Below are 26,545 nucleotides of genomic sequence, written 5' to 3'. Positions count from 1 at the left end.
ATCTCCTAATATAATTTTCAATATTATGTTTTAAAGTATGACAGATTATAATAAAAAAAGCAACAGATATTTTTGACATTGGAGGGCATATCCGATAATATATTTCTTGGAATGTTAAAAATTATGCGTACAACGCTGAGAGGAGAATAAAACGTGAAAGAACTGGAACTGAAATATGGATGCAACCCCAACCAGAAACCGGCGAAGATTTATATGAAGGATGGACAGCTGCCCATTACAATACTCAATGGAAAGCCGGGATATATCAATTTGTTGGACGCTTTCAACAGCTGGCAGCTGGTAAAGGAGCTGAAAGAAGCCACCGGCATGGCCGCCGCCGCGTCCTTCAAGCATGTCAGCCCGGCGGGCGCCGCGGTATGTACGCCGCTGGACGAGACCTTAAAAAAGATTTATTTTGTAGAAGGCGTAGAGCTGTCTGATATGGCGACGGCCTACATAAGAGCAAGAGGGGCGGACCGCATGTCCTCCTACGGCGATTTTGTAGCCCTGTCGGATGAATGTGACGAGCAGACCGCGGAGTTTTTGAAAAGGGAAGTCTCCGATGGAATCATCGCGCCGTCCTACTCAGAAAAAGCTCTGGAAATTCTTAAAAGCAAGAGAAAGGGCAGCTATCTGGTGATTCAGATCGACCCCCAATACATCCCGCACAAGCAGGAAACAAAAGAGGTCTTCGGTATCACCTTTGAGCAGGGAAGAAACGATGCTCGCATTACAGAAGAACTGCTTCGCGAAATTCCTACTGCGCAGAAGGAACTGCCGGAAGAGGCAAAGAGGGATCTTCTGATTGCTCTGATTACTTTGAAATATACCCAGTCCAACTCGGTCTGCTATGCCAAGGACGGCCAGGCCATCGGTATCGGTGCCGGCCAGCAGTCGCGGATTCACTGTACGCGTCTTGCCGGAAACAAAGCAGACATCTGGTTTCTGCGTCAGCATCCCAAGGTGCTGAATCTTCCGTTCAAAGAAGATATCCGGCGCGCTGATCGGGATAATACCATCGATGTGTATATTTCCGACGATTACGACGATGTTCTGCGGGACGGAATCTGGCAAGCCTTTTTCACGGAAAAACCACAGGTGCTGACAAGAGAAGAAAAACAAGCCTGGCTGGAAAAGCTGGACGGAGTTTCGCTGGGGTCCGACGCCTTCTTCCCATTCGGTGACAACATTGAGCGGGCCCATAAGAGCGGTGTTAAATACATAGCCCAGGCCGGCGGCTCGGTCAGGGATGACAATGTTATTGAGACGTGTGATAAATACGGGATTACCATGGCCTTTACGGGGCTCAGGCTGTTCCATCATTAAAACAGGGGAAAGGGAAAAATAAATGGAGATTGAAATTATAAAAGCGATAGTTCTCGGTATTGTGGAAGGGATCACGGAATGGCTACCCATCAGCAGTACCGGGCATATGATTCTGGTGGATGAATTTATCAAGCTGAAGGTAACCCCGGAATTTCTGGAGATGTTTCTGGTGGTCATACAGCTGGGCGCCATTCTGGCGGTAGTGGTCATCTATTGGAGAAGGCTCATTCCCACCAGCAAAAAAACCTGGATCATGTGGGTGAAGATCGTTGTGGCCTGTGTGCCGGCAGCAGTGGTGGGGCTTCTTTTGGACGATGTGCTCAACGCGCTGTTCTATAACTACCAGACAGTAGCAATCATGCTGATTATTTTTGGTGTGCTGTTTATTGTCATAGAAAACCGCAATAAAAAGGCTGTTCCAAAAGTAAACAGCATCGACGACCTCACATACAAACAGGCCTTGATTATTGGGGTCTTCCAGTTGATCGCCGCGGTATTTCCCGGAACCTCCCGCTCAGGCGCGACAATTCTCGGCGGACTGATGATCGGCGTCAGCAGAACGACGGCGGCGGAATTTACCTTTTTTCTGGCAATCCCGGTCATGTTCGGCGCCAGCCTTCTCAAGCTGGTTAAATTCGGTATGAACTTTACAGGAGAAGAATCGCTGCTCCTGATTAACGGAATGATCGTGGCTTTCCTGGTTTCCATGGCAGCCATCAAATTCCTGATGAATTATATTAAGAAGCACGATTTTAAAGTGTTCGGCTGGTATCGGATCGTGCTGGGCGTGATCGTGCTGGGGTATTTTGGATTTAAAACGTTTTTTTAAAATCAAGGTGGCCGCAAACCCGCGGCCATTTTTTGTTGCAGCCGGACTGCTGGCGGTAACTTTTTCTTCAAATCGGTGCAAGGTTACGCAAAGCTGTGGGTTTGCGGGTGCCCGGAGCCGTAGAAAATGACAGTTTGTGCTTCGGGCGCTTTGGGAGGCCGCAGGATCGTTGAAAAATGCGTAACTTTTTGAAAAAATCGAGAAAAGTTACCGGTCGGGTATGGTTTTGCGGCGAGTATGGCCTTATGAGAAACTGCCAAAAAAAGACAAATTGCTATTTTCATCAACACGCAGCGAGAAACCAGGCTTTTGTTGATCTTTTTTCAAGGATAACAGGACATGAATGCGTAGAAACTGGGTCAAGAGGGATCTTGGAGCAGAAGCAGCGGCCGCAACCCTTGGAAATACCTCAACAACCAAGGCGAAATGGACGCGGTGTTGAACAATTATGGATACCGCCCCAAACAAGGATCTTGCCCAAAAAAGGAGGCAAGCGCCTGCTCTGTACAGGCGCTTACATGATTTTATTAATGGCTATTTACTAGCTATGCGGCCACCGTCAGTTGAACGACGGACTTGCCGCGGTTGAACAGATTCCAATAAATAGCTCTGCATTTTTCGAATCGGTCAAAAAGTTTTTGCGCTTCACATTCATTGCAGTAGACCTTCCAGCAGCCGCAGCAGCGGCTGTTCCTTCCTTTGTTTTCGATGAAGCCCTTGACATCATCGAGAGGGTAGCCGAGAAACAGACCGATCTCGTGAGGAAATTCTAAGTGAGAAGATATTCGCACGCTGAGATATTGCAAACAAACTTCGAGTCGGTCCGTTTCATAGCCATAGTTTGAAAGGAAGTCCAAAACACCCTGTCTTTGTAATTCTTCCTGGACCCTGGCGCTGCGGTACACATAGATCAGAGCACGTTTTCCTGATCTGCGCAGCACACGGAGGGATACGCCTTTTGGACGAAGATCGGCGCGGAGAAGTTCCAGCTGCTGCTCTAAAAGTTTTATTGATTTAAAAGAGTAATTGAATATGTTGGCACTTTTCAGTCCGGCCAGTGTTGGCGAGCAATGGGCAACCAGATGCTTATCTAACATGAGTTCCTCCTGATCCTGAAAGTTAGTTATTGCTAACCAATGAGGTAAAAAATAAGGAATCTAGCAATTCCCTGCAGCGACTTGTTCAATAATTGGTTAGCTTTAACTAACCAAAAGTATACTATGGACGCACGGATCTGTCAACACTTTTTTTAAAAAAGATTTTTGCCTTCATTGACGGGTGTACCCCAACCGTGATATTCTAATGAATAGCACCTCCATCCATTGACTGCGGCTTCGCTGCGGGGACGGATCTGCCCGGGCGTATGGGGTAAAGTCTCCATGCGTTACACTGCTGCCGCTCATTTGCGGCTGGCGTAAGAAAGGAATGATTTGAAAATGACAGAGAAAAAAGGCAAATATTATATTACAACGCCTATCTACTATCCGAGTTCCAACCTTCATATAGGACATACCTATTGTACCGTAATGGCAGATGCCATGGCGCGCTTCAAGCGGCTGTCGGGCTATGATGTACGGTTTCTGACAGGTACGGACGAACACGGACAGAAGATCCAGACCATAGCGAAAGAGCAGGGCGTATCCCCTCAGGAATACGTGGACAAAATCGTGGACGGCATCAAAGACCTGTGGAAGACTATGGAGATTTCCAACGATGACTTTATCAGAACCACGGAACCGCGTCACGTGGAGCGGGTTCAGAAAATATTCACGCAGCTTTATGAAAAGGGCGACATCTATAAAGGAGAATACGAGGGCATGTACTGCACGCCTTGCGAATCCTTCTGGACAGAGAGCCAGCTGGTAGACGGAAAATGCCCGGACTGCGGACGCCCGGTGGAGAAAGCAAAGGAAGAGGCATATTTCTTCCGTCTTTCCAAATATCAGGACAGGCTTCTGGACTTGTTTGAAAACAACCCGGAATTCCTGCAGCCGGACAGCAGAAGAAACGAAATGATTTCCTTCGTAAAACAGGGGTTGGAGGATCTGTGCATTTCCAGATCCACCTTTGACTGGGGAATTCCCGTGCCGATCGATGAGAAGCATGTCATCTATGTATGGCTGGACGCGCTCACCAACTATATCACGGCCCTGGGCTACCCGGATGATCCGGAGCTTTACAACGAATACTGGCCGGTAGACGTTCACCTGGTTGGCAAAGAAATCGTGCGTTTCCACACGGTCATCTGGCCGGCAATGCTCATGTCCCTGGAACTGCCGCTTCCGAAGCAGGTAAGGGGTCACGGATGGCTGCTGCTGGAAGGCGGCAAGATGTCCAAGTCCAAGGGCAATGTGGTGGACCCGGTAAAGCTGATCGAACGCTACGGAATCGACGCTCTCAAATATTTTCTTCTGAGAGAATATACCTTCGGACAGGATGGCATTTTTACCAATGAAGTGATGCTCAAGAGGATGAACTACGATCTGGCCAACGACCTGGGCAATCTGGTATCCAGAACGGTTTCCATGATTGAAAAATACAACGGTAGCTATGTGCCGGAAAGCACTGCGCCGGAGGATGAAACCGACAAGGATCTCAAATCCATTGCTGTTTCAGCTGCGGACAAAGTGGAAGCCCACATGGACCGGTTTGAATTCAATCTGGCTCTGGAGGAAATCTGGATCGTCGTAAGACGCGCCAATAAATATATTGATGAAAACACGCCATGGATCCTGGCTAAAAACGAGGCGGACAAGCCTCGCCTTGACACGGTGCTCCACAACCTGGCGGAAGCGCTGCGGATCGTATCGATCCTGATCTATCCGTTCATGCACACCACCTCAGCAGAGATCAGAAAGCAGCTGGGACTGTGGTACGCGGACGTTGCCTGGGAGGACGCTTTCACCTTTGATATGATGCAGGGCGAGCAGGTGAAAAAGGGCAAGGCCATTTTCCCGAGACTGGACATTGAAAAGGAACTGGAAGAGCTGGAAGCCCTCAAGGGCGGCGGCGAAGAAGAGAACATTCCTCTGGAATTGAAGGATGAAATCGTATACGACGATTTTGACAAGCTGGATCTGCGGGTGGGAACGATCCTTTCCTGCGAAAAGCATCCGAAGGCCGACAAGCTGCTGGTATTCCAGGTTAAAATGGGAACGGAGAGGCGGCAGATCATATCAGGTGTAGCCGACTACCATAAGCCGGAAGACTGCGTTGGCAGAAAAGTGGTCATCGTGGCCAACCTCAAGCCTCGAAAGCTCAGAGGCCTGGAATCGAAGGGCATGATCCTCTTTGCTGATAATGAGGTTGATGGAAAAGAGACCTTTGAGTTTGTAACAACGGCAGCGGATGACGGAAACCCGGTGACATAAAACACGTTTGATCTTGTAAGTTTCAGGTAAGTTTCAGGCGGGCTGCTTTGGCGGTCCGCTTTTTTCAAAGGAGCATAGAAATGAAAAAGAAAAGTATTGCCTTACTGCTTGCGCTGGCAGTTTTGGCAGCCCTCGCGCTGTCCGCCTGCGGAGCGGAGGATATTTCCATGAAGCTGGGCGAAAAGACGGTATTGGAAGATTATATTGAATTTACCCCGATAAATGTCCTGGCGACAGGGGACGAAATGTACGCTCCCACAGGCAATGAAAGCGGATGGGTTTACAACGGTGAACTGGAAGATCCAGCTTATGTGGCGCTGGTAGCAAAGGTAAAAAATCTCTCAAAGGACAAAATCAAGATGCAGAATTTCGTGACGTCGATTCTCAAGCAGGGAGAAAAGGAATACGATACTTATCAGACTATGCTGCTGACCGAGAACAATACGCTGCTTTCAACGAGAGACGCCATCGAGCCCGGTCAGGAGGGAACCGTATATATTCTCATGGACGGGGAGCAAAGCACAAGGGGAAAAGCCAGCATGGAAATGACCTTTACCAACAGCAGCTATGAGGGTGAGGACATTTATCACCTGGATATGGATACGAATAAAGCTGTGGCTGTGACCGTGCCGCTGGAAAAGGGAAAGACTGTTACAGCCGACGGCTATGGAAAAATGACCCTGAAAAAGGTCAGCACCGGTAAAAAAGTTGAGCCTACGAAGGCATCCAAATATGACGGGTATACCTATTACACTCCAAAGAAAACAGGTACCGTTTTGCTGGATGTTCAGATCCAGGCGGAAAACCAGCAGAGCAAGAAATGCCGGGACACGAATTTCATTGGAATTTCGGCGAATAAAGATAATAAAACGGCTTACGGCTACATCGCTACGGAAACGAAAGACGGTAAAAATATGAAGGACCTGGCCTTTCTCAAACCTGGGGAAAGCCAGCTGCTCCATGCGGTGGCTGAGGTTCCGAAGGAGTGGAAGAGCGGCGGAGTGCAGATCTATCTGTATTTCGGCGGGCAGTATTACGAGTACAGCTGGGCCGGAGAGAAATAAAGCGGAGGAATAGGAAAATGTTGTTTGATTCACATGCGCACATAAATAATGAATCCTTCACGGAGGAGGAGCGCCAGGCGCTCATTGAGAAAATTGAGGCATCCAAACTGGACTATGTCATGGACATCGGCTTTAACCTGGAAAGCTCGGCCCTGGCGGTAAAGCATGCCCAGAGCCTGCCATGGTGCTACGCTGCGGTGGGATGCCACCCCCATGACACCAAGGACATGGATGAGATTCAGCTGGCCATGATAAAGGGGCTGGCTAAAAAGGATAAGGTGCAGGCCATTGGAGAGATTGGCCTGGACTTTCACTACGATTATTCGGACAGGGACATTCAGCGACACTGGTTCCGCCAGCAGATCAGGCTGGCCAATGAGCTGAAAATGCCCATCGTCATCCACTCCCGGGAAGCGGATCAGGAAGTCATGGACATTCTCAGGGAAGAAGGCGCTTTTTCCCAGGAGAGAAAAGGCTGGTTCCCTCCCCGCTATGACGGAAGCGGAGACGCCCGCGTCCTGCTCCATTGCTTTTCGGGCAGCAGAGAACTGGGGAAGCAGTACGTCAGGCTGGGGGCTACGATTTCCATAGCCGGGCCGGTGACTTATAAAAACAATAAAAAGACGATTGGCGTTGTGGAGGATCTGCCGCTGGAGGTGCTGCTGGTGGAAACGGACTCCCCCTACCTGACGCCGGAGCCGTTTCGCGGAAAGCGCAATATTCCGCCTTACGTGGAATATACGGCAGGGAAGATTGCCGAGATCAAGGGCCTCACGCTGGAGGAAGTGGCGGAACGCACCAAAGAAAACGCCAAGCGGTTTTTTAATATTTCATTCTGAAGAATTTGGTCGCAAACCTGCGGCCATTTTTTATTGTGTTCGGAGCTGCGGTAACTTTTTTAAAAAACTGACGTCGGGTTACGCAAAGTTGTGGGTTTGCGGGTGCCCGGGACTGCCAAAAATGAAAATTTGTGCTACAGGCCTGTTTGAAGGCCGCAGGATCGTTGAAAAGTGCGTAACTTTTCGAAAAAATCAGCAAAAGTTACCGGTTGGACATGGTTTTGCATCAAGCTTTACAGCAAACCATGCATTTATAAAACCTCTGTCCTTAGAAAGCTTCTGTGCAAAGGGTAATTTGCTATTTTTATCAACACGCAGCGAAAAATTAAATGCTTGTTGAGCTTTTTTCAAGGCTCTGGAGGGTGCGGGTACGGAAATTTGCTCAATATGCGGCTTTGAACAGGAACAAAGACTGCAGACCCTTGAAAATACTTCAACAGCAGAGCGAAAACGAACCCGTTGTTGAGCAAATATGCATATTGCTAAAAATGACCCCGGCTCCCTGATAAAACGGCACCTTTTCCCTGCCTTTCGTGCCCATCTTTTTCCCGGGATCCCGTACCCATCTTTTCCGGCCATCAGCACCCATCCTCCCGAAATTTGTCGTAAAAAAACCGGTCTTTCCTTTCCCATTTCGACAAAGGAAAATATTGGGCAGAGGTATAATACGGACAGGCTTGTACAAAAGGAGGAGTCTGTAATGGAACTTATATCGAAAAGACCGGTGATCGGCAAAGAAAAAGGGGATATTAATATATGGTCTGTGGCGGCTGTGGTCATATTCAGCTTTCTGGTCAGCAGAGCCTGTTTTATGGGGGAAACGTTTCCGGCAGGGATTGCGTTGCTTACGGTGCTGCTTTCGTTTTACACCCTGAACTTTTATCTGCTTCCGGTTATGCTCATCGGACTGGGAACGTTTTACAGCAGTGGGATCTCCATTTGGGGGGATGTGGGCGCACTGTGCGGATGCGCGCTGGTTTTTCTGTGTACCGCTAAAATCCGTTTTGCAGCATGGCAAAAATCCATCATCGCAGGGTCCATCACGGTAATTGCAAGGAGCGTCTATTATATTGCCGCGGGATTTACATATCGGATTTCCATGGCGGATCTTCTCCTTGAGGGCTGTTTTGTGGCAGTGCTGTGCGGAATATTTGAGATATTCCTGCAGCTGCTTGAAAAAAAGGAACCTAAGAGCGGCATAGCGGGAGGGCTGCTTGCCCTGATTTCCGCAATCATGCTGGTTGTTTCCGGGACGGGGTTTTCCTGGATATTGCTGCCGGCGGCCATGCTGGTGACGCTTTTTGCAGGATACCTGCTGGGGACCATGGAGGGGCTTTTGGCAGCTTTTGTTTCGGGTGTTTTCCTGATTCTTAGCGGCGAAGCGTTCGGAGCAGTCTTCATTCTGGCGCTGGGAGGGCTCACAGCAGGATTTTCAAGGGGACAGAATAAAATTGTGGCGGCCCTGTGCTTTGCGGCTGTCACCATGGGAGCGGGGACGATGGACCTTTCCGTCAATCTGGCGCTGCCCTTTTACGGCCCCCTTTCGGCGGGGGCGGTTCTTGCGTTTCTGCCGCAGAAATGGGTTTTTCGGCTGGACACGGCTCTCTGCGCGTTCCTGCGCTGCGGCACCTATAAGGAAAAACGAAAAAACGCGGAAGCGGCCGCCTATTTGGAGCGGGTTCAAAAAAATTTTGATGACCTGTCTTCCCTTTTTGTTTCGCAGGAAAACAATCGTATCCTCATGTCCCACCAATTTAAAGCCATGTCCAGAATTATGGACCATACCATCAGAGAAATCAGTCATAAAAATAAAGAAGGTCCGGCACGATTTACTGCTGAGCCGGCCTGGGCCGGTTATGCCAAAGACCGGGGAATTTCCGGCGACAGTTATATGTGGGAGGAACTGCCGGGCGGAAAATTCGCCATTGTCCTCAGCGATGGGATGGGCAACGGAAAGACTGCGGCAACGGAAAGCAGCCTGGCAGTGACCACGGTAATCAAGCTGCTGAAAGCGGGCCTGGAAGTGGAACTGGTGCTGAAGCTGCTCAACTCCATCCTCCTTCTCAATGCGGAAAATGAGATATTTTCCACCATTGACCTGGGGATATTCAATAAAAAGACAGGAAAAATGAAATTTTACAAGATCGGCGCGGCGACGACATTCATCAAACGGAAAAACTCCGTAGAGACCGTGAAGGTTTCGGCCATGCCTATGGGCATCGTGGACGGACTGAAGATCGACTATGTGACGGTGCATCTGAATCCGGGGGACCAGGTCATTATGATCTCCGACGGCGTCACCGATTCCAAAAGAGAGGATCTTTCCATGGAGTGGCTCCAGGAGACGATCGACGAAATCAAATCCAGGGACCCCCAGACCATGTGCGATTTAATCATGAACCGGGCCGTGGAAAACTACGGTTTGAAAGAAAAAGACGACTTGACGGTTTTGTCTGTAAGAGTCAGTTGATCTATGGTATACTGATCCCATGGTCAGAGAAAAGATTAAAAAAACGATTTTTCGGCATAATTTAATACAAAGAGGAGAGCACATTGTCATAGGCCTTTCCGGAGGCCCTGATTCAGTGTGCCTTTTTCATGTTCTGAAAACCCTCAGCGCGGAGCTGGGATTTTCTTTGTACGCAGTCCATGTGAACCACAAGTTTCGTCCCGGCGCGGCCGAGGAGGACCAGGCTTATGTGGAAGAGCTGTGCGGCAGGGAAGGCATCCCCTGTGAAACCGTTGTCCGCGACTGCCTGCAGCTGGCCGGAGAATTGGGAATGACCGGCGAGGAGGCGGGCCGCAAGGTGCGCTATGAAGCCTTCGATAAAATGGGTCAAAAGCTGGTGCAAAGCGGAATACCGGCGGAGAAAATAAAGATCGCTGTGGCACAGAACGCCAATGACCAGGCGGAAACCGTGCTGCTGCGGCTTTTGCGGGGGACCGGCCCCGATGGGCTTGCAGGAATGGCCTACCTGCGCAGGGAAGGCGATTTTGCCATTATACGGCCCCTGCTTGATGTAAAGCGGCAGGAGATCGAGACCTATTGCCATGACCATAAGCTCAACCCAAGGATTGATGAAACCAATTTACAGCCGATCTATACCAGGAATAAAGTGAGACTGCAATTGATACCATATTTGGAGGAGCATTTCAACGGGAATATCGAAGGCGCATTGGTGCGGCTGGCGAAAATTGCCGGGGAAGATAAAGAATATCTCTGGAAAATCACACAGCAGTCATATAAAGAGATTATGATAAAGCCTGGAGTTCTGGAACTGGAAGGGCTGAAAGGGCTGGACGCGGCTATCCGCCACCGGGTTTTGCGAAAAGCCTTCGCGGACTGCGGTCTGGACCAGGATATCACAGAGCGGCATCTGGCGGCAGCGGATCAGCTTTTGCTAGGGGGAGAAACCTCTAAAACGCTGGATTTCCCCGGCGGCTACCGAATGACCATCGGTTATGACGAGGTTCGCTTCTATAAAGAACCGGCGGCTGCCAATGAAACGGACAGTTGGCAGGAAACTGGCGCCCTGGGATTGCGGACGGAGGTTGTGCGTGCGGGTCGGGCTCTTCCACCCGGTGCGGCTGCTTTTGACTGGGAGAAGATTTGTATGGCGCATGGAGAGGCTCCGGGGATAGAGCTGAGGAAAAGAAGGCCGGGCGATTATATTCGCCTAAAAAACGGACGCAAGAAGCTTCAGGACTTCTTCGTGGATAGGAAGGTGCCGAAAGAGGACCGGGAAAGCGTACCTCTGGCAGCCATTGGCAGTGAAATACTGTGGATCATAGCCGATGGAAAAACGGATTTTAAATCCCATCGTTACAGTGAAAAATATAAATTGGATTCATCAACAAAAATGGTCCTTGTGCTTGAAATTATTTGTGAAATGTGATAAAATGACATACCCAATTTTGGATATTAGAACAAAATTTTAGATAAAAATACCGACACGGGAGGACGGAAATTTGAAAAGGTTATCGAAAAATATAGGAATTTACCTGATCATCTTCGGGCTGGTACTGGCTATGGCATGGTTCTACAGCAGCGGTTCCGACAAGGATGCGGAAAAGGAAGTTTCTTTTTCCACAATGGCTGAATACGCGGCTGACAGCCAGATTTCGGAGATCAACATCACCGAGACCAAGATCAGCGCCACGCTGAAGGACGATCAGCAGGTATACGCATACGCATCCAACGCCATCGACCTGCAGTGGTTCAATGAAAAATACGTTTATCCGCAGATTGACGCCAAGACGCTGAAGTATAAGACGGATGAGCCGCATAAAGAATCGATCTTTATAACCCTGCTGCCGACGCTGATTATGATCGGTGCGCTGGTATTCTTCTTCTTTATCATTATGAATCAGAGCGGAGGAGGAGGCAAGGCCATGTCCTTCGGAAAGAGCAAGGCCAAGCTGCAGAAGGACAGCGATCTGCGAAAAGTCACCTTTAAGGACGTGGCTGGCCTGGATGAAGAGAAAGAAGAGCTGCAGGAGGTCGTTGATTTTCTGCGGAATCCTAAGAAATACAACAGCCTGGGCGCAAGGATACCAAAGGGCATTCTGCTTGTTGGCCCTCCGGGAACAGGTAAGACATACATCTCCAAAGCCGCTGCCGGCGAAGCAGGGGTTCCTTTCTTTACCATCAGCGGTTCCGATTTTGTGGAAATGTTCGTCGGCGTCGGCGCTTCCAGAGTAAGGGATCTGTTCGAACAGGCCAAGAAAAATTCGCCGTGCATCATCTTCATCGACGAGATTGACGCCGTAGGCCGTAAGAGAGGCGCGGGCCTGGGCGGCGGCCACGATGAACGAGAGCAGACGCTGAACCAGCTGCTGGTTGAAATGGACGGATTCGGAGAGAATATGGGCATCATTATTCTGGCTGCCACCAACCGGCCGGACATTCTGGACCCGGCGCTCCTGAGACCGGGAAGATTCGACCGTCAGGTTGTGATCGGCGTGCCGGATATCAAAGGAAGAGAAGAGATCTTCAAAGTGCACTCGAGGAACAAGCCGCTGGCTGACGAAGTGGACCCGAAGGTCCTGGCAAGACGGACGCCGGGATTTACCCCTGCGGACATTGAAAATATGCTCAACGAGGCGGCGCTTCTGACCGCCAGGAGAAACGGACTCAAGATCCGTATGGACGAAATCGAGGAGGCTATTACAAAAGTAATCGCCGGTCCGGAAAAGAAGAGCCGGGTAATCAGCGAGGAAGAGCGAAAGCTGACCGCGTTCCACGAAGCGGGCCATGCGGTAGTCGCCCACTCACTGCCAAAGACAGACCCGGTACACCAGATTACCATCGTTCCCAGAGGACGTGCCGGCGGATTCACCATGATTCTGCCGAAGGAAGATAAATATTACGGTACCAAAACGACCATGCGGGAGCAGATTATCCATCTCCTGGGCGGCCGTGTGGCGGAAATGCTGACCCTGGACGACATCAGCACCGGAGCCAGCAATGACATTATGCGGGCCACGGAGATCGCCAAAGACATGGTAACCAAGTACGGATTCAGCGATAAGCTGGGCCCGGTTAACTACAGCTCATCCGATGAAGTCTTCCTTGGAAAGGATTTTTCCACCAGACAGAACTATTCGGAGGAGACGGCGTCTGAAATCGACGAAGAAGTTAAAAACATCGTGGAAGCCTGCTTTGAAGAGGCTAAGGCGATTCTGACCGAACACCTTGACAAACTCAATACAGTGGCGGAAGCCCTGCTGGAGATCGAGACGCTGGACGGCGAGCAGTTCGAGCTTTTGTACAGCGGTAAAATGACGGCCCAGGAGCTGGCGGACGATGTGCTGGCCAAGGAGGACGAACGCCGCGAAAAGAACGCAGCCGAAGCAGAAGAAGCCGCCAGATTACTGAGAGAGCAGGAAGAGCGCGAGGCCAGAGAGGCGGAAGAAGCGCTCAACAATATGATTCTGGATAAAGAAGAAGAAAAGAACTGGGTAACGGACGGCGAAGATGAAGAAGATCCGGACGACGATATGCCCAGTGAAGAAGAGCTGGCGAAATATGACGAAGACTATTTTGCGGACGACGATGAGGAAATAGACGAAACGTCAGAGGAAGAGACGGACGACGAAGAAGCAGAGGAAAAAAGGAAAAAGGCTTCGGAGGAAGATAAAGAGGAAAAATAGATGAAAGTTACAGTAAAGGATTGCCTGGAATTAAGAGCTTTTAAAGGCGCGAAGGTAGTCGCGGGAAAAGCAGGGCTGGGAAACGATGTAAAAGCGGTCTCGGTTCTGGAGGCTACGGCGCCCAACGAGGTGAAAGCCTATGCGGATGATAAAGGCGAGCTGCTTCTGACCGGATTCTTCGCAGTCAGAAACGATGTTTCTCAGCAATGCCAGATTGTGAAGCAGGTGGCCTCCGACGGCCACGCGGCGCTGGTTGTGTTCTATGTGGGCGCAGTGGTGCAGGCTCTGGATAAAAAGGTCATTGAAGCCGCGGAATCGGCAGGACTGCCTTTGATTGTCATGCCAAAGGACAGCCGTGTCCACTATTCCCATGTCATCACACAGATCATGGAAAAGGTCCTTTACAGCGACAATTTCAGCAATCGGCTTATCAGTAACACGATCTTCCATCTGTTGAATTTTGAGAAACACAGCAACTTTCAGTCCGCAGTCAGAGAGGCTGCCATCAATAATGATTTTCAGCTGATTCTTCTCAGCGAAGATTTCAACCCGATTCTCTCCGTGGAAACCCGCCACAAGGCGACCATCGCAGAGGCGATTCGCCTGGGGAAAGAACGGGAAGTGGAAAAACAATCGGAAGTTTATACCATGATCGATGTCAACGGCGTCCTGACCTACTGGGGACCCGTTACCATCAACAATGATAAATACTTTATGTTCATCGTGGACAATGAAGATTCCTATTCCGCCGGTGAAATAACCAAGCTGGCGGAAATCATCGAGCTGGCCATGGGCATGTGGAAATACACGCCTGAGCGGGATGCCAGGGCCGAGTTTATTAAGGCGCTCATGCGGGGTAACAAGAGTTTGGCGTATACCCTCAAGGACGAGGCCGGCATAGACGGCGACGATATTCTCAGCGTGTTCTTTGCCAAAGGGATCAATCAGGGAATCCTCACGGAATTTGAAAAACAAGAGGGCCTGAATATCATGAAGATCAGTGAGGGCGATGAGACTTACGGAATGATTCTCATTGACCGGGATGATCCGGATGTGGATATCGACGGAAAGGGCAGCTGTGTTAAGCTGTTCAATAAGCTGAAAGAGGATAAAACTGTTCGTATTTTTCATGTCACGGGACTGGACGGCATTGAGGGCGCGGGAGACGCCTACCGCCTGATCAGCGAGAGCTGGTCCTTTGTCCAGAACGTATTTCCATACAAGCGGGTTTTCACGAAATACGAATTGGCCCTGGTTAGCAACTGTATCAATATTCAGCTGCAGGGCGGTTACGTCAAAAAAAATTATATGGAGCTTTTGGAGCCATTTAAAGGCGCCGGCGAAAACAAAGGCAAGCAGCTGCTGGATACCCTGGAAACCTTTGTGCTGGATGCCGGGATGAACAGCGGTAAAACCGCTGAATTTATGGGGATTCATACCAACACCGTTCAGTACAGGCTGAAACGGATCAACGACGTGCTGGGAGTGGAAATCACCGGCAACCGGGTCATCCCGGGGCTGACGATTGCTCTGGCCCTGAAACGCCTTGAGCGGGTGGTTAGCTAAGCTGTTTTATTTTGGATCGGCTTTGCTGTGGGAATTGGCTCATACGAAAACCGGCCCAAAAGATAAATCGCGATTTTCATCAACACCCCGGGGTAAATCAGGTTCTTGTTGAGTTTTTTTCAAGGATACACTGTGCGAGCGCATAAAATTTTGATCAATATGCGGCTTTGAACAGGAACAGAGGCCGCAAACCTTGGAAATACATCAACAACAAAGCTAAAATGACTCCGGTGTTGAATAAATATGTATATTGATAAAAAGGGCTTCGCCCCCGACTTGTACGGCGCTGCCGTAAAGTACAGAATAGCGAAGAAAGCGCGGTATGGCGCGCATCTTATATTGTATAAAAAGGAGAACACAGAATGTATTTTAATTACTTGGACAAGGCTGATCCGGAGATCAGCGCAGCTATCAAACGCGAGATCGGCAGGCAGGAAACGAAGATTGAGATGATCGCATCGGAAAACTTTGTAAATTACGAGATCATGGAAGCGGCGGGCAGTGCCCTGACAAATAAATACGCAGAAGGCTATCCGGGAAAACGTTATTACGGCGGCTGCGAATTCGTAGACGAAGTGGAAGCGATGGCCATTGAACGGGCAAAAGCGCTCTTTGGAGCCGATCATGCCAACGTGCAGCCTCACTGCGGCGCCAATGCCAACACAGCCGTATATCAGGCGGTGCTGGAATATGGAGATACCGTTCTGGGCATGGATCTTTCCAACGGCGGACACTTGTCCCACGGTTCCCCGGTCAATATTTCAGGAAAATCTTATAACTTTGTGGCGTATGGACTGAACCCGGAAACGGAGAAAATAGACTTTGATAATGTAAGAGAGCTGGCTCTGAAACATAAACCAAAACTTATTGTAGCGGGAGCATCGGCCTATCCGAGAACTATTGAAACCGATAAGTTCAGGGAGATCGCCGATGAAGTGGGCGCTATCCTGATGGTGGATATGGCGCATATCGCCGGTCTGGTGGCAACGGGGCATCATCCAAATCCGATGGAATACGCGGATATCGTTACCAGCACGACCCACAAGACCCTGCGCGGTCCGAGGGGCGGACTGATCCTGTGCAAAGAAAAATATGCGAAAGCCATCGATAAGGCAATCTTCCCGGGAACCCAGGGAGGCCCTCTGATGCACATTATCGCAGCAAAAGCCGTATGCTTTAAGGAAGCGGCTGAACCTGAATTCAAAGTATACCAGCAGCAGGTGATCGACAATGCCCAGGCGCTGGCCAAAGCACTGATTGAAAAAGGATTTAACCTGGTTTCCGGCGGAACGGACAACCATCTGGTTCTGGTGAACCTGGTCAATAAAAATCTGACCGGAAAGCGGGCGGAAAACCTGCTGGACGAAGCCAATATTACTACCAACAAGAACTCTGTTCCCAACGACCCGCAGAGCCCCTTCGTTACCAGCGGCCTGAGACTGGGAACCCCTGCCATGACCAGCAGAGGTTTCAAGGAAGAGGATGTTGCCAAAACCGTAGAGGCTATGGCCCTTGTTTTGGACAACCCTGACGATCCACAGGCCATGGAACAGGCAAAAGCAATCGTAAAGGAGCTTTGCGAAAAGTATCCGCTGCATACGATTCAGAAATAGTATATTTGCGGGCCGCGGTAACTTTTCGAAAAAATCAGGAAAAGTTACGCAAAGATGTGGGTTTGCGGGTGTTCGAAATCGTGAAAAACGACAATTTGTGCTATCAGCCGTTCGGAAGGCCGCAGGATCGTTGAAAAATGCGTAACTTTTCGAAAAAAATAGGAAAAGTTACCGGACCTGCGTTTTTGGTGAGCGATTCTCAGCCAAACGATAAAAAGGAGTGGGATGCAATGTGGGCAGGATCTCGCTCCTTTTGCGTATGTTAATTGGTCTCAAAAGTTGTGGGCATCATGCTTTATGCCCGGCCATTGGGTATTGGAAATAAGTAAATATCAAGCCGGCTCCGAAAAAACTAAAAAAATGATAGTTCTGCTTGGATTGCTACCGAAAACTGAGGGTGAATATCAAAATATAGAATTATATCGAGGCGAAATGATACTTTCAGGAAAGAATGCGGTAAAATCCAGGCGAAAGTATCAAAACAGCGCAATAGAATACGTGTCATTGATATTCAGTGACTTCCATTGACCCAAAACGCTGTGAAAGTATCAAAATTGTGCTGCTGCTGTGCGCCTATTGACATTTGGGCTCTGATGGCGTGCTGAGGAGATCTGGATGTTGAGACTCGCTGTTGAAATTCGTTGCTGGAACTCGATGTTGAAATCCGCTGCTGGAGCTCATTGCCGGAATTCGCTGCTGGAGCTCACTACTGGGCTCCGTTCTTGAGAATCGGTCTGTATGAAAACTGCCCCCCAAAAGGCAAATTGCAATTTTTATCAACAGGCAGCCAGAAACCAGACTTTTGTTGAACTTTTTGCAAGGATACGGCGTATACGGGCAGAGAAATTTGATCAATATGCGGATTTTCGCAGGAGTGGAGACCGTAAAGCTTGGAAATACATCAACAACAAAGCCGAAATAAATCCGTTGTTGAGCAAATGTGCATATTGTTAAAATTGCGAGTCCCCACCCCAATGGCAGGGTTTGCGAGTCCCCAATGGTCGGGTTCGTGCGGCACCAGCCCCAAGAGACTCATTCCGGCCCCGCTAGCGGGCTGCGGTAACTTTTCAAAAAAATCAGGAAAAGTTACGCAAAGATGTGGGTTTGCGGGCGTTCGAGATCGCAAAAAATGAAAATTTGTGCTTCCGGCCGTTCTGAAGGCTGCGGGATCGTTGAAAAATGCGTAACTTTCCGCGAAAATTAGGAATAGTTACCGGAACTGCTCTTTTTGGTGAGTGGCTCGCATCAAGGCCTTATGTCTGGCCTGCGCCGACAGTGCCACAGGCGGGACCGCTGTGAGAAGAAAGAAAAAACGGATCAGCAATTGATCCGCTCTGTCTTTTGTTTTCACTTATCGCTTTGTGTTGGGGCCCAGACCTTCTTTTTTCGAATTGTGGCCCAGATTTTGATTTTTTAAAGCTCCGGGGACATCGCTTTCCTGTTCTTCAAGAACCTTTTTGCCCATGCTGACAAGGCCTGCCGAAGTCAGTTTGCCCAGATCCTTTGAAGTCATATCGCCAAGATCCATTTTACCACCTCCTTTTACTAGATAGTGTTAGTAGAAACACGCTGGTTATACTATATCTTCGGAAGCCCGGTAAAAACGGCTGTTTCCCTTGTAAAGACCAGCTGGAAGAATAATGTATACAACGGAAATTTGGTTGCAAAAGGGCTTGAAGTACGTTATAGTGAGGTTGGTGTACCATGCACTGATAAATATTTCACAAAACATCCAAAATACTTAAGGAGGAAATATATATGAACAAGCTTGAAGAACTTCGCCAATTGAAAGAAAAGATAGCTCAGGGCGGAGGACAAAAAAGGATCGATGCGCAGCACAAAAAAGGCAAGCTGACCGCAAGAGAGAGACTGAACGTTCTCTTTGACGAAGGAAGCTTTGTAGAAAACGATGTGTTTGTTTCTCACAGATGCACCAATTTCGACATGGCTGACACGAAGGCTCCTGGGGATGGCGTTGTTACTGGTTATGGTACAGTGGACGGCAGACTTGTATTTGCTTATGCGCAGGACTTTACAGTACTTGGAGGATCTCTGGGTGAATACCACGCAGAGAAGATCGTAAAGGTCCAGGGAATGGCTCTGAAAATGGGAGCGCCGATCGTTGGCTTAAATGACTCCGGCGGAGCGAGAATTCAGGAAGGCGTTAACGCACTTTCCGGATTTGGAAAGATTTTCCATAACAATACGATCTCTTCGGGAGTAATTCCGCAGATTTCCGTTATCATGGGACCTTGCGCGGGCGGAGCTGTTTACTCACCAGCCATTACAGACTTTATTTTCATGGTAGACAAAACAAGCCAGATGTTCATAACCGGACCGGAAGTAATCAAAACGGTTACGGGTGAAGATATTTCCGCAGAGCAGCTGGGCGGCGCTATGACACACAACACAGTCAGCGGAGTTGCTCACTTTATAGGCAAGGATGACACAGATACACTGATGCAGGTAAGAGAGCTTCTCAGCTACATGCCTTCCAACAATCTGGAGACAGCGCCGATTTACGCGACCAACGATGATCCTAACAGAATGATTCCAGAACTGAACGATATCATTCCAGATAATCCAAATAAAGCGTATGACATGTACGATGTCATCACAAAGATCGCAGACGATGGCAAATTCTTCGATGTTATGCCGCACTACGCGAAAAATATCATTACCTGCTATATCAGAATGGACGGGGCGACAGTGGGCGTTATTGCCAGCCAGCCGAAGTTCGGAGCCGGCTGCCTGGACATCAATGCTTCCGATAAGGCCGCAAGGTTCATCAGAAGATGTGACGCGTTCAATATTCCGCTTCTGACGCTGGAAGACGTACCGGGATTCCTGCCTGGAGCCGACCAGGAATACGGCGGAATCATCCGCCACGGAGCCAAGATGCTGTACGCTTACTGCGAAGCAACGGTTCCTAAGATTACAATGATTCTGAGAAAGGCCTACGGCGGCGCTTACATAGGAATGTGCAACAAGGAACTGGGCGCTGACATCGTTATGGCATGGCCTTCCGCGCAGATCGCCGTAATGGGAGCAGCCGGAGCAGCTAACATCGTATTCAAGAAAGACATCAAAGCAGCCGATGATCCGGAAGCCAAGAGACAGGAAAAGATCGCAGAATATGAAGATAGATTCAACAATCCGTACAGAGCCGCAGAGATGGGTTATGTAGACGACATCATCGAACCGGCTACAGCAAGACAGAGAATCATCAGTGCTCTGGATATGCTGAGCACAAAGAGAGAATCCTTACCTGCTAAGAAGCACGGTAACATTCCGCTGTAGGAGGTGGCACTATGAGTTTAATGGAACAATTCGCAAATCCCGAGATGATGCACAGCCTGTCAATGAGTGAAAAACTGGCGGGTGCAGGAATCACCACCCTGATGGGTATGGGAATCACCTTTATCGTACTGATCCTCTTATGGGGATGTATCGCGATAATGACGAAGTTTACATATCGTCCGAAGAAGGGAGACACGGCGCCGCAGAAGGCGGATGCCGCCGCCGCGCCCTCAGCAGCCCCGGCAGCAACAGCAACAACAGTAAACGCAGCTGCCGATGACAGCCTGATCGCAGTCATCACTGCAGCAATAGCCGCATTTCAAGGGGGCTCCAACAACTTCATAGTTCGGAAAATTCGCAGAATGTCAGGCGAAACGACAGCATGGAGCGATGCTGGCCGTGCCGACTGTATTGACAGCAGAAAGTTTTAAAGTGTAGGATTTATCAGGAAAGGAAGAGTAAACGAAAATGAAAAAATATAACATTACTGTAAATGGCACTGCTTATGCAGTAGAAGTTGAAGAAGTAGGCGGAGCAGCAGCTCCTGCGGCTCCTGCGGCAGCTCCTGCCCCGGCAGCAGCTCCAAAAGCAGCACCGGCTCCCGCACCTGCGGCAGCAGCAGGCGCTGAAACAATAAGCGCTCCAATGCCGGGAACTGTTCTGGAAGTTAAAGTTACACCGGGCCAGGCCGTAAACGCCGGCGATGTGCTGATTATTCTGGAAGCTATGAAGATGGAGAACGAAATCATGGCACCGGCTGCAGGAACCGTAGATACCGTACCTGCAACCAAGGGCGCTTCCGTAAATGCCGGAGACGTTCTGGTTACTTTAAAATAAGTAAATGTAATTATGATGGAAAACTGGCGGGGCATCTTCACCCGCCAGTTTTCATTGTTGGGCGGAAATAAGCTCGACATAGCCCGCATATTAGAGTATAATAGCTTGCAGAATTCAAAAAAGGCAGAGCAAAGGAGAAAGAAGAACCATGCTACTAGCATTTGACGTAGGGAATACGAATATTGTACTTGGCGTTTTTAAAGAAGGAGAGCTGATCCAAAACTGGAGACTGGAGACAGACAACAATAAGAGCGCCGACGAATATGGAATGGTAATCAACCAGCTGTTTCAGTATGAAGGACTGGACGTAAAGGAAGTAGAAGATGTGATTATTTCCACGGTAGTACCTTCCGTACTGTTCACGCTGCAGCACCTGTCCATGAAATACTTCAACAAAAGAGCAATCGTCATTGGACCGGGGATCAAGACCGGCCTGGTGGTAAAATACGATAATCCAAAGCAGGTGGGGGCCGACCGGATCGTAAACGCCGTGGCAGCCCATGCCAAGTACGGCGGCCCGCTGATCATCATTGATTTCGGAACTGCCACAACCTTCTGTGCGGTTTCTGAAAAGGCGGAATACATCGGCGGAACCATTGCGCCGGGACTGAAAATTTCTTCCGAAGCCCTCTTCGAAAAAACAGCCAAGCTGCCCAAGGTAGAGCTGGAGGAGCCGGGAAACGTGATCTGCAGAAATACCATCCACAGTATGCAGTCGGGGCTGGTTTACGGCCATATGGGAACGGTTGACTATATCGTGAAAAAAATGAAAAAAGAACTGCAGGATTACAGCGAATCGGAAGAACCGGTAAAGGTCATCGCTACCGGAGGTCTGGCTACCCTCATCGACAGCGGAATCGACTGTATCGACCATGTGGACAAGCTGCTGACCCTTGAAGGCCTGGAAATCATCCATAGGAAGAACAAAAGGCAGAAATGATGAAGATCGGAAACATTGAGCTGGACAATCCTTTTGTATTGGCCCCTCTTGCGGGAATCACCGACGGACCGACCAGAAGTCTGGCGAAGGAACAGGGGGCCGCTTTTCTGTATTCGGAAATGGTCAGCGCCAAGGGACTCTGGTACAGGGATAAAAATACGGAGAGGCTGTTGAAAATCTTTCCCGGTGAAGAACCCATCGCTTTCCAGCTCTTTGGAAGCGAGCCGGAGATTATTGCTCATGCGGCCAGAAGTCTGCGGGACCGCAGGAACGCAGCCTTCGATATCAATATGGGCTGTCCGGTTCCCAAAGTCGTTAAAAACGGCGAGGGGTCAGCCCTGCTGAAAAACCCTGACCTGATCTATGATCTGGTGAAAGCCGCTGTCTCGGAAGCGGGCAAACCGGTAACAGCCAAGATCCGCATTGGCTGGGATAAGGATTCCATCAACGCAGTGGAGACCGCCAGGGCCATCGAGGCGGCGGGAGCATCTGCCGTAGCTGTTCACGGCAGGACCAGAGAGCAGTATTATAGCGGTACTGCGGACTGGGATATGATACGCAGGGTGAAAGAAAGCGTCAGCATACCGGTCATTGGCAATGGAGACGTTTTTTCAGGAGAAGACGCCAACCGCATGCTTGAGGAGACCGGCTGCGATATGGTAATGATCGCTAGAGGAGCCCTCGGCAATCCGTGGATATTCCGGGACGCGATCGCCATCTGGAAAGGCGAAGAAAAGCCCGATCCGCCATCTCTTGAGGAAAGGGTGAAAACCATGCTGATCCATCTCGACCGTTTGACAGAGGTCAAAGGGGAGTATGCCGCCGTCAGGGAGATGCGCAAGCATGTGGGATGGTACCTGAAAGGAATCCGCGGCTCCGCGGCTGTGCGGCGCAGCATCAACAGCATCACTGAGCTGAGTGAACTGAAAAAGGAAATCGGAAGCATAATCGAATAAAAAAGACACCCATATTCTCTTGTTTTCAGGAAAATATGGGTGTCTTTATAATGGTCTGGTTTTAGAATCATCCCATTTAGCGGGAAATGCCCCAAACAGCCCCTCCTGTTTAAGCGCTGATATCTTTTCGCTGGTAATGGAAGACAGCGACCAGGACGGCGACCAGCGCATAACACACCCCCAAAGTGACGAGACCGGCATCCAGCTGAGCCTCAGGAATTACTGAGGAAGCGTCCGCATATTTGAAGGGCGTGATATATTTGAGCCACTTGGCTTCATCGCTGATATTGCAGATAATATTGAGAAAATAGAGCAGTGCTGCCAGACCGAGCCCCAGTCCCAGACCGCTCCTGCGGATAAAAGCGGAAACGCAGAAACACACGAAGGCGATCTCCAGCTGCAGAAGAAACTGCGCAAGGTGGAAAAGGGCAAAGGCCTTTCCGTCCACGCTTTCATCAATGAGCGCGAAAGAGAGGAACGCACAGGCGAGGCAAATCACATTGAACAGAACCAGCTGACAGATCAAAGCCGCCAGCTTCTGCCAGACCGCCTGTATGCGGCTGATGGGATGGGTCAGAAGAAATTCAGCCGTATGGCCGCTTTCCTCCTTGGACAGCATGCCGATTCCCAAAAGAGCTGCAAAAAAGGAACCTCCGATTCCAAGAATATTGCCGCACTCAATACCATAAAAGCCCATGAGCGACGCAAAGTTCAGCCGGTCCATGCCAAAGGCCTGTGTGAAGCCGCCCATAGAGGAAAACATCTTATCCATACTTCCCATCTGACGCTCCATCTCCGGATACAGGAGCATGCAGATCAGCAGCATGAACCCGACCGCACAGCTCCAGATCAGCAGCATTTTACGGCTCTGTTTTAATTCATGTCTAAACAAGACCATTTCCGGCACCTCCTCCGTTATAAAAATGCATAAAGATTTCTTCAATGTCCGGTTCCGATATGGACAAATCTTCAATGCCAAGCCCGCTGAGGGACGCAATGAGCGCCTGCATTTCCCCCTGGTACAGAAAACGAACGCTGTCAGGGCCGCAGTCGATGTCAACGATGCCGTCGATCGCAGGAGGCTGCTTGATTCCGTGAATCTCCACCCTGCGCGCCGATGTTCGGGAAAGCGCCTCCACAGAATCGCTGACGATCAGCCGTCCGTCCCGGATAATGGCCGCGGACTGGCAATGGCGCTGGATTTCAGAGAGGACGTGGGAGGATAGAAAGATGGTAGCCCCTTCCCGGTTTCGTTCCGCAAGCAGTGAAAAAAATTCTTTCTGCATGAGCGGGTCCAGACCGCTGGTGGGTTCATAAAGGCGTGCGGCCTCTTTTTTGCAATTTTTTTTATGCAGCTTAGCGGAAAGATCAATCACTTCCTTTACACGCAGGTTGTCGTAAAACATAGCCTCAGAAGGCATGTAACCGGTCTCAGACAGGATTTGCGTGCGCTCCCTGACACAATCCCTGCCCATTACGGCTGCCTGGCCGGATGAAGGCGTTATGAGCCCCAGAAGAAGGCGGATCGTCGTACTCTTTCCCGCTCCGTTTGGCCCGATAAACCCATAGATCTCGCCTTGTTCCACCGACAAATCCAAATCTATGATTCCTCTGGATTTTCCGTAGTATTTTGTCAGGCCCTTTGTCTCGATCATCTTCATTACAGATATTCCTCCTTATAGAATTGACGGCGCAGAAGCTCCATATAAAAAAGAAATTCCTCGTTGAGCGTCTCTATGTCCGCAAGCTGCGCTTCTGTCCGGGAGCGGATAAAACCGTCCGACATCCAGAAGATAATGTCCAGCGCCTGGGCGACGGAAATTTCATCTTTAAACTTGCAGGTATCGGTGCGCGCCAGTATCGCCTCGCGGCTGGATGCGATCAAATCCTTAAAACGGCTGTCCATCTGAGTTTCCACAGCGTCGTCGTTTTCCAGATAAGCATTCATCAGAAACTCTATCAGAGCCGGATGCCTGCGAAGGACCTGAGCTTTCGCCATCTGCGCGCTGATCAGCACCTTGAAAAAGTCGCGCTCATCGGCGTCGTAGTAGTCTTTCATACCTTCAAGCATAGCCTTTTCGGCGTATTGATACACATAAAAGTAGAGTCCGTTCTTGTTTTCAAAGTAATGAAAAAGCAGGCTCTTGGAAATTCCCGCCAGCCTGGCGATTTCCTCAGTGGAAGCCTTTTTGTAGCTGTTCCTGGCGAATACGTGAAGCGCGGCGTTGACAATAGCCATCTGCTTTTCCGCAGTCAGATTAAAAAACTTCTCATTCATGGGCAAACTCCTTTCGTTAACCGAATCGGTCAACACCAGCATAACTCTGTTGACCGATTTAGTCAATAACTTTTTCATAATTTTTGCTTGACAAACAATATTATACGTCGTATAGTATTGATAGATAAACAATATAGTGTGCGATATTCCTTACGCTGAGACGGCTTTGCAGTAAGGAGGAATTGCGTGAGAAAGAAGGAGGAGCTATGGGATTTAAAATTGAATCAGCCCTTCTGGAAGCGTGTGTATTGTCGGTCCTTTCAAAAGAAGACACCTATGGATACGTGTTGACCCAATCCATGAAAAAGGTTTTGGATATTTCCGAGTCAACCCTGTATCCGGTGCTGCGGCGTCTGCAGAAGGAAGATTATCTGCGGACCTATGATCAGCCCTACCAGGGCAGGAACCGGCGGTATTATACCGTGACGGAAAAAGGCAAAGAACGATGTGAAATGTATAGGAAAGAGTGGAAAGTTTACAAGGGTCAAATTGATACCTTGCTTAGCGGGGGTGAAGATAATGAATAGACAAGAGTTTATGAACCGGCTGGCGGCGGAGTTATCAAAGCTGCCGAAGGAAGAAATCCGGGCGGCCATGGATTATTACAGCGAATATTTTGATGAGGCCGGACCGGACAGGGAAGAGGAGACTATCCGGGAGCTTGGGGGTCCATCCAAGGTGGCAACGCAGATCAAAGCTGACTACGCGGTTCGCCAGCTGGACAGCGAGAACGGGCGTCAGACGACCAGAAAGGGCTTGTCGGCAGTCCTCTGGGTGATCCTGGGAATCTTTGCGGCTCCGGTAGCCTTTCCGGTAGCCATTGCGCTGGGAGCCGTGGCCTTTGCTGTTTTCGTCAGCATCTTCATAGTGATCATCGCTCTGCTGGCCAGCCTGATTGCTTTCTGCGCCGGAGGCATCGCACTGGTGGGAATCGGTTTTGCGGGGCTTGGCGGAAGCATAGCAAGTGGTATGATGCTGATCGGTATGGGTCTTGTGGCCGCCGGGCTGACGGCTGTTTTGTGTGTGGGTGTTGTAATAGGCGCCAGAGCGCTGCTTCGCGTTACTGCTAAAGAAATGCAGAGGAGCAGCCAGAGAAGGCGGGAGAGAAAGCTGGCAAAGGAGGAAGGCAGACATGAATAAAAGAATGAAAATGTTTTTGACGATTTGCGGAATCGTGGTAGGCACAGGTCTTATCCTCAGCATCGTCGGAGCGGCGCTTGGGGGAATCGGGAGCTTGTCCAGAGTAGAAGACAGAGTCCCCTGGATCAGCCTTACCTATGGGCAGGGAGAAAACCAGAGGATAGCAGCGGAAAGCTTTTCATCCATTGATGTAGATGCTGATCTGGGTCAGGTGGAACTTATGGAAGGCCAGCAGTTTGCGGTGGAGGTAAGTTATGAAAAGCGGGCGGGCGTACCAAAAGTGTCCGTGGAAAACGGGATTCTGAACGTACGGCCCGCCGACCACAGGTGACA

Annotated in this window: 24 protein-coding genes; 18 read left to right on the top strand and 6 right to left on the bottom strand. The window is 49.7% G+C overall.

Annotated elements, in window-relative coordinates; all coding sequences use genetic code 11:
• The first annotated feature begins 153 nt into the window (after positions 1 to 153).
• Positions 154 to 1,326 carry a phosphoribosylaminoimidazolecarboxamide formyltransferase gene (locus NE619_RS05430; RefSeq protein ID WP_256131355.1) on the top strand — a complete coding sequence of 391 codons (1,173 nt, stop codon included), beginning with the start codon at positions 154 to 156 and terminating at the stop codon, positions 1,324 to 1,326.
• A gap of 22 nt (positions 1,327 to 1,348) precedes the next feature.
• Positions 1,349 to 2,155: an undecaprenyl-diphosphate phosphatase gene (locus NE619_RS05425; RefSeq protein WP_256131354.1), complete on the top strand. Its 807-nt coding sequence runs from the start codon at positions 1,349 to 1,351 to the stop codon at positions 2,153 to 2,155.
• A 545-nt stretch (positions 2,156 to 2,700) separates the two neighbouring features.
• Here NE619_RS05425 and NE619_RS05420 read toward each other — a convergent pair.
• The gene (locus NE619_RS05420) at positions 2,701 to 3,252 is read right to left on the bottom strand and encodes a DUF3793 family protein (RefSeq protein WP_256131353.1); all 552 of its coding nucleotides are present in this window, start codon (positions 3,250 to 3,252) and stop codon (positions 2,701 to 2,703) included.
• A 339-nt stretch (positions 3,253 to 3,591) separates the two neighbouring features.
• Between NE619_RS05420 and metG the strand changes: the two genes are divergently transcribed.
• The 3 genes from metG (at position 3,592) to NE619_RS05405 (ending at position 7,429) form a co-directional block, all read left to right on the top strand.
• On the top strand, positions 3,592 to 5,526 hold the full coding sequence (gene metG / locus NE619_RS05415; protein ID WP_256131352.1) for a methionine--tRNA ligase: 1,935 nt from the start codon (positions 3,592 to 3,594) through the stop codon (positions 5,524 to 5,526).
• Between the two features lie 80 nt (positions 5,527 to 5,606).
• A complete protein-coding gene (locus NE619_RS05410) occupies positions 5,607 to 6,590 on the top strand; it encodes a hypothetical protein (protein WP_256131351.1) in 984 nt (327 codons plus the stop codon).
• A 17-nt stretch (positions 6,591 to 6,607) separates the two neighbouring features.
• A complete protein-coding gene (locus NE619_RS05405; protein ID WP_256131350.1) occupies positions 6,608 to 7,429 on the top strand; it encodes a TatD family hydrolase in 822 nt (273 codons plus the stop codon).
• Positions 7,430 to 7,621: 192 nt separating this feature from the next.
• Here the strand turns inward: NE619_RS05405 and NE619_RS05400 are convergent, their stop codons facing one another.
• Entirely contained in the window at positions 7,622 to 8,008 is a 387-nt protein-coding gene (locus NE619_RS05400) for a hypothetical protein (RefSeq protein ID WP_256131349.1), read from the bottom strand.
• Positions 8,009 to 8,129: 121 nt separating this feature from the next.
• Here NE619_RS05400 and NE619_RS05395 point away from each other — a divergent pair, with 121 nt between their 5' ends.
• The 5 genes from NE619_RS05395 to glyA all read left to right on the top strand — a co-directional run bounded on the left by NE619_RS05395 (position 8,130) and on the right by glyA (position 16,761).
• Positions 8,130 to 9,899 carry a SpoIIE family protein phosphatase gene (locus NE619_RS05395; RefSeq protein ID WP_256131348.1) on the top strand — a complete coding sequence of 590 codons (1,770 nt, stop codon included), beginning with the start codon at positions 8,130 to 8,132 and terminating at the stop codon, positions 9,897 to 9,899.
• A 19-nt stretch (positions 9,900 to 9,918) separates the two neighbouring features.
• Positions 9,919 to 11,325 (top strand): tRNA lysidine(34) synthetase TilS, encoded by a 1,407-nt coding sequence (gene tilS, locus NE619_RS05390; RefSeq protein WP_256131347.1) that lies wholly within the window; start codon positions 9,919 to 9,921, stop codon positions 11,323 to 11,325.
• 73 nt (positions 11,326 to 11,398) lie between these two features.
• The gene (gene ftsH, locus NE619_RS05385; RefSeq protein ID WP_305146580.1) at positions 11,399 to 13,582 is read left to right on the top strand and encodes an ATP-dependent zinc metalloprotease FtsH; all 2,184 of its coding nucleotides are present in this window, start codon (positions 11,399 to 11,401) and stop codon (positions 13,580 to 13,582) included.
• A complete protein-coding gene (locus NE619_RS05380) occupies positions 13,583 to 15,148 on the top strand; it encodes a PucR family transcriptional regulator (RefSeq protein ID WP_256131346.1) in 1,566 nt (521 codons plus the stop codon).
• A gap of 362 nt (positions 15,149 to 15,510) precedes the next feature.
• Positions 15,511 to 16,761 (top strand): serine hydroxymethyltransferase, encoded by a 1,251-nt coding sequence (glyA, locus tag NE619_RS05375; RefSeq protein ID WP_256131345.1) that lies wholly within the window; start codon positions 15,511 to 15,513, stop codon positions 16,759 to 16,761.
• Between the two features lie 1,351 nt (positions 16,762 to 18,112).
• On the opposite strand, the gene NE619_RS05370 is transcribed toward glyA, so the two are convergent.
• Positions 18,113 to 18,289, bottom strand: coding sequence for a hypothetical protein (locus NE619_RS05370; protein WP_256131344.1), 177 nt, complete (start codon positions 18,287 to 18,289; stop codon positions 18,113 to 18,115).
• Positions 18,290 to 18,519: 230 nt separating this feature from the next.
• On the opposite strand from NE619_RS05370, the gene NE619_RS05365 reads away from it, so the two are divergent.
• The 5 genes from NE619_RS05365 to dusB all read left to right on the top strand — a co-directional run bounded on the left by NE619_RS05365 (position 18,520) and on the right by dusB (position 22,794).
• The gene (locus NE619_RS05365) at positions 18,520 to 20,061 is read left to right on the top strand and encodes an acyl-CoA carboxylase subunit beta (RefSeq protein WP_256131343.1); all 1,542 of its coding nucleotides are present in this window, start codon (positions 18,520 to 18,522) and stop codon (positions 20,059 to 20,061) included.
• Between the two features lie 11 nt (positions 20,062 to 20,072).
• Positions 20,073 to 20,492 carry an OadG family protein gene (locus NE619_RS05360; protein ID WP_256131342.1) on the top strand — a complete coding sequence of 140 codons (420 nt, stop codon included), beginning with the start codon at positions 20,073 to 20,075 and terminating at the stop codon, positions 20,490 to 20,492.
• 37 nt (positions 20,493 to 20,529) lie between these two features.
• On the top strand, positions 20,530 to 20,898 hold the full coding sequence (locus NE619_RS05355) for a biotin/lipoyl-containing protein (protein WP_256131341.1): 369 nt from the start codon (positions 20,530 to 20,532) through the stop codon (positions 20,896 to 20,898).
• Positions 20,899 to 21,046: 148 nt separating this feature from the next.
• Positions 21,047 to 21,838, top strand: a complete 792-nt coding sequence (locus tag NE619_RS05350; RefSeq protein WP_256131340.1) for a type III pantothenate kinase — start codon at positions 21,047 to 21,049, stop codon at positions 21,836 to 21,838.
• Complete coding sequence (gene dusB, locus NE619_RS05345; RefSeq protein WP_256131400.1) at positions 21,838 to 22,794, top strand: tRNA dihydrouridine synthase DusB; 957 nt, start codon at positions 21,838 to 21,840, stop codon at positions 22,792 to 22,794. The genes NE619_RS05350 and dusB overlap by 1 nt, the downstream gene beginning before the upstream one ends.
• Before the next feature lie 109 nt (positions 22,795 to 22,903).
• Here the strand turns inward: dusB and NE619_RS05340 are convergent, their stop codons facing one another.
• Genes NE619_RS05340 through NE619_RS05330 form a run of 3 tightly spaced genes read right to left on the bottom strand, consistent with a single transcriptional unit; the run spans position 22,904 to position 25,072 of the window.
• Positions 22,904 to 23,692 (bottom strand): ABC transporter permease subunit, encoded by a 789-nt coding sequence (locus NE619_RS05340; protein ID WP_256131339.1) that lies wholly within the window; start codon positions 23,690 to 23,692, stop codon positions 22,904 to 22,906.
• Positions 23,679 to 24,455, bottom strand: a complete 777-nt coding sequence (locus NE619_RS05335; protein WP_256131338.1) for an ABC transporter ATP-binding protein — start codon at positions 24,453 to 24,455, stop codon at positions 23,679 to 23,681. Before NE619_RS05335 ends, NE619_RS05340 begins: the two co-directional genes overlap by 14 nt.
• Positions 24,455 to 25,072: a TetR/AcrR family transcriptional regulator gene (locus NE619_RS05330; RefSeq protein WP_256131337.1), complete on the bottom strand. Its 618-nt coding sequence runs from the start codon at positions 25,070 to 25,072 to the stop codon at positions 24,455 to 24,457. Before NE619_RS05330 ends, NE619_RS05335 begins: the two co-directional genes overlap by 1 nt.
• Positions 25,073 to 25,278: 206 nt before the next feature.
• Between NE619_RS05330 and NE619_RS05325 the strand changes: the two genes are divergently transcribed.
• The 3 genes from NE619_RS05325 to NE619_RS05315 are packed head-to-tail and all read left to right on the top strand — an operon-like array spanning position 25,279 to position 26,543.
• A complete protein-coding gene (locus NE619_RS05325) occupies positions 25,279 to 25,599 on the top strand; it encodes a PadR family transcriptional regulator (protein WP_256131336.1) in 321 nt (106 codons plus the stop codon).
• Positions 25,592 to 26,212, top strand: coding sequence for a DUF1700 domain-containing protein (locus tag NE619_RS05320; RefSeq protein ID WP_256131335.1), 621 nt, complete (start codon positions 25,592 to 25,594; stop codon positions 26,210 to 26,212). Before NE619_RS05325 ends, NE619_RS05320 begins: the two co-directional genes overlap by 8 nt.
• Complete coding sequence (locus tag NE619_RS05315) at positions 26,205 to 26,543, top strand: hypothetical protein (RefSeq protein WP_256131334.1); 339 nt, start codon at positions 26,205 to 26,207, stop codon at positions 26,541 to 26,543. The genes NE619_RS05320 and NE619_RS05315 overlap by 8 nt, the downstream gene beginning before the upstream one ends.
• Positions 26,544 to 26,545: the final 2 nt, after the last annotated feature.

Origin of the sequence: Anaerovorax odorimutans (assembly GCF_024459955.1) — a bacterium.
In the GTDB taxonomy this organism is placed as follows: domain Bacteria; phylum Bacillota; class Clostridia; order Peptostreptococcales; family Anaerovoracaceae; genus Hominibacterium; species Hominibacterium odorimutans_A.
The sequence above is the reverse complement of the archived record's forward strand: the minus strand, read 5'-3'. Positions and strand labels throughout refer to the sequence as shown.